5 protein-coding genes are annotated in these 3,596 nt (G+C 48.4%); all 5 read right to left on the bottom strand.

Annotation, left to right across the window (positions count from 1 at the left end):
* Positions 1–122 precede the first annotated feature (122 nt).
* Positions 123–344: a metal-dependent transcriptional regulator gene (locus HOLDEFILI_RS19710; RefSeq protein WP_039864421.1), complete on the bottom strand. Its 222-nt coding sequence runs from the start codon at positions 342–344 to the stop codon at positions 123–125.
* Between the two features lie 300 nt (positions 345–644).
* Positions 645–1,469 carry an RsiV family protein gene (locus HOLDEFILI_RS08925; RefSeq protein WP_006059286.1) on the bottom strand — a complete coding sequence of 275 codons (825 nt, stop codon included), beginning with the start codon at positions 1,467–1,469 and terminating at the stop codon, positions 645–647.
* Positions 1,462–1,944 (bottom strand): RNA polymerase sigma factor, encoded by a 483-nt coding sequence (locus HOLDEFILI_RS08920; RefSeq protein ID WP_050766951.1) that lies wholly within the window; start codon positions 1,942–1,944, stop codon positions 1,462–1,464. The genes HOLDEFILI_RS08925 and HOLDEFILI_RS08920 overlap by 8 nt, the downstream gene beginning before the upstream one ends.
* Before the next feature lie 439 nt (positions 1,945–2,383).
* Positions 2,384–3,274: a CPBP family intramembrane glutamic endopeptidase gene (locus HOLDEFILI_RS08915; RefSeq protein WP_006059283.1), complete on the bottom strand. Its 891-nt coding sequence runs from the start codon at positions 3,272–3,274 to the stop codon at positions 2,384–2,386.
* The coding region (locus HOLDEFILI_RS08910; protein ID WP_006059282.1) for a hypothetical protein at positions 3,271–3,596 on the bottom strand (326 nt) is incomplete at its 5' end. The genes HOLDEFILI_RS08915 and HOLDEFILI_RS08910, both read right to left, overlap by 4 nt.

The following is a 3,596-nucleotide window of genomic DNA, read 5'->3' as shown; positions in this document are numbered from 1 at the left end:
TCCTCGCGAGCCTGTTCCGTTTTTAGTATACTTTTCATGTACATGATGACTCTGCTCGTCCAGGGCAGGAAATCGAAGAATATTCAGTCAACGCACGAATCAGGCTCTCCTGATATAAACCGTCAGGACTTTTCAAGATAGCCCGGGCCGGTTTCATTGAGGAACAACAACCCGGCTTCCTTGTTAATCAATCCCAACGCTTCCAGACGGCTGACAGCCCGAAACACGCTTGGACGGCTGACTTGCAGACGCTTTGCCAGATCGCACTGACGCACCCATTTCTGTTCTTTCAAAAGCTGTGCCAGCGTAAGCAAATAGATCCGTTCTGAAGAACTGAGCTTCATTTCCAGACGGTTCCCTGCAGAATATAGCTGGACGGGGAAATCCGCTGCCATTGCACATCCTGGAAATAATCCGATAACAGCGCCCGCATTTCTTTCTGGGAATACAGCCGGACATCGCCGTCCGCAGAATCTCCTGTTTTCTTTCTTCCGGCGCTTTGGATACCCGCATTGATTCACCTTCTCTGTTAATCCCATCGTAATGGATGAATGAACTTGTATCAATGAACTTTGTTCATTCGATTCATTTCTTTTTCCGCTCCCCTTGATGGCCATTTACTTCTGATATTTTCCGTTTTTTACCTAGTTCAGACTGTCCAAATCAAGCGTAAAGGACTGAGGCCCGGCAGCGCCAACAGCGATCTCATATTTTTCAAATTCTACAATCAGATTGCCGTCAGGATCGAGATGAAACGCCCGGTCAGGCCCGATCATTGATTTTAAATCCAGATCTTCATCATAAACAGCCTGTTCCGCTTCCGGTTTCGCGTCGATCTGCCGCTGAATTTCCCGGGCAATCCGTTCCGCATAATCTTCGCCGACCAACGCTTCCAGCGTCAGCGTCCGTCCGGTTCCGGCTTCCACGTTATAACAATCGATCGTCTGGCTGGACTGCGCGCGCACATAAGTGGAAATAATCGCGAACGATAAGGTTTGATCGTTGTTGCAGTAGAGCTGATAATTAATAGAAATTCGGGCCGGAATATATTCCTCGGCTTTTCCGCCGGTTTCCATAAACGCCTGATATTCATCTGCCGCCTGCTGCTTCATTGCGATGGCATGCGCCTCGATCTGTTCGCGGATCGCTGCGTTTAAAGATTGCGCCTGATCGTTGTTTTCCAATTGCGGGACCTTGATCTCCGCAATATAAGCCGCTTCTTCGCTTGTGGATTCAGAGTCCAGGAAAAGATGCGCAATCTGGCTGACAAGCGGCAGGTCCATTACGGTCTTCGCAAACACCGTATTGGTGTTAAAAAAGAAAAGGAACGCGCAGCAGCCTGCCGCAGCGCTTAAACCGATCGTTTTGTTGCGGCGGCTGCGTTGTTTCCGCTGAATCAATCCCTGTTGAATGCTTTTTTCAACGATTTCGTGCAGATCCTCTGGAATCTTAACATCTTTATCAGACATGATTTTCGCCCTCCCATTGCATTTTCAATAATTCCATTCCCTTGTAATACCGTGATTTTACCGTACCGTTGCGCACCCCCAGAATTCGTGATATCTCTTTAAACTCAAAGCCCTGGAAATATTTCAGATAAATAATATCCCGGTACTGAGGTTTTAAGCTTTCCAGACAATGATCGACGGCAATTTTCAGGTTTTGATCGTGGACCGCAGGATCTTCGATCCAGTTCATATCCAATTCTTCCCGGCGCGGAAATTTTTTCAACATATTTTTGCATTCGTTGATCAGAATCCGATAAAACCAGGTTTTCATATACTTTTCATTGCGCAGCTGGCTGTAATGCACCATCGCTTTAATAATCGCCTCCTGCAGCGCATCTTTGGCCAGTTCTGAATTTTGAGTATAATGGTAAGCCACGCGGTAACAGTATTCCTGATTCTCTTCAAAATACTGACTTAACTTTTCTATCCCTTCCATTTTGATCTCCTTCCACATATTAGACAGTCCAATTCAGTCATAAGCCCAAATTCTTTTAAAGAAATCACACCGGGGTCTAAATCGGCATTCCTATTTTCTAGAAATCCCGGCGTTGTCCCGATTCAACTGCCGGTTCTGAAATGATAAAAGAACCGGACTTCCGTCCGGTCTTAACCTAACGGCATAAAAACAAAGAACTTGTTTTTCTCATGTAAAGTGTTGTTTCATCCCGCGCTTTAAGCATCAGTAAATAAGGAGCTTCCGGCGGTCTTCAAATCTTGAAGCACTTCCGCCAGCCTCATTAAATCTGCTTCAATCTTTACGGCAGCGAAAACCGGTTTATACCTGAAAGCAGTTCTGATATTCTCAGCCCTCACGTTTTCATTTCATTATTCACAATCTTACACGCCGGATTCCTTCTCTGCAAGTCCTGTTCAGCTTACTTCAAACGATTTTTAACAGATTTCAGGCAGACAAAAACAAACAGCGCGCTGACAAGCAGCCAGAGCATTCCCAACAGGCCGGTGGGATTGGGTCCCAGCAGCGTATTGCGCTGACTGACGGAGAGGAAAACCGGCACTTCGCCGATCAGATTGAACACGCCGTGGATGATGGCGGCAAACATGCAATTTCCGCTCACAATCGTTGCCGCACCGCAAAGAATGCCGAATACAAGGCAGACAAGCATCATCATCGCCAGATTGCTCCAGGGGGCCAGCGGATTATCCAGACTGTAATTGAATCCGAAATAAATCAAAGGCAGATGCCCAAATCCCCATAAAAGACTATTGATCAGCACGCCTTTCTGCAGCCCGAAGCGCTGGATCTGTTTTGGCAGCAGATATCCGCGCCAGCCGAGTTCCTCGCCCAGTTCTAATATCTGCAGCGGCAGGAAGACTGCCGCAAGCAAGATCGTCGTCAGCACAAATGGCAGCGGTGAAGAAATCGGCATTTCTCCCGTCATCCCCAATAAAGCACCATAGTGAAAGCTCCCGCTGTATTCCTGCGGAAATACGCAGAAGTAAAGGACCGCTCCAAGCGCGGTCAAAACGCCCGGTCCCACCGCGCAAAGCAGCCATAATCCCGGTTGCTTCCATACCTTGAACGAAAAGTTCCACGGTTTGGTGTCGCGCGTTATTTTCCTGGTGATCAGCACCGCCAGCACCGGCAGGGCCGTAAACCCTTTCTGTAAAATTTCATAAACGATGACGCCAGCCTGTCCCGGGATTCTGTCCGCCAGAAAGCCAAGGCTGTAACAAATCCCCAGCACGATCACCGGAAAGAGAAGCTCCGGTCTTTGCACCAAGGCCCGCAGTTTCAGCCGCTTCATTCCGGTTTATCCCGCAGGCTGCGGCGCTGCATTTCCCAAAGTTCCTTCGTCAGCTGGCTGGCCGTATATTGCGCGATGAGATAATCGATTCCCTGCACCGCAAGCCACACGATGGCCGCCGCCAGTCCAATCGGAAGCAGCATCGTCAGGGTGAGCGCGGGTTCCAGCATCACTGAAATTCCGCCGACCACCAGTTCGATCAGGATAAACTGAACAAGCTTTCTGACCGCCATTTCCCCGACGCTTATTTCTTTCGACGAATACGTGACAAACGATACAAGCACACAGAAAAACGCGTAGAGAAACGGAACGAACATGATCA

Source organism: Holdemania filiformis DSM 12042 (assembly GCF_000157995.1).
GTDB classification, from domain to species: Bacteria; Bacillota_I; Bacilli_A; order Erysipelotrichales; family Erysipelotrichaceae; genus Holdemania; species Holdemania filiformis.
Note: the sequence above shows the minus strand (reverse complement) of the source record. Positions and strands in the feature narration are given on the sequence as shown.

Coding starts and splice junctions, on each gene's coding strand:
- HOLDEFILI_RS19710 (WP_039864421.1), bottom strand. CDS start 344: ATGAAGCTCAGTTCTTCAGAACGGATCTATTTGCTTACGCTGGCACAG.
- HOLDEFILI_RS08925 (WP_006059286.1), bottom strand. CDS start 1,469: ATGTCTGATAAAGATGTTAAGATTCCAGAGGATCTGCACGAAATCGTT.
- HOLDEFILI_RS08920 (WP_050766951.1), bottom strand. CDS start 1,944: ATGGAAGGGATAGAAAAGTTAAGTCAGTATTTTGAAGAGAATCAGGAA.
- HOLDEFILI_RS08915 (WP_006059283.1), bottom strand. CDS start 3,274: ATGAAGCGGCTGAAACTGCGGGCCTTGGTGCAAAGACCGGAGCTTCTC.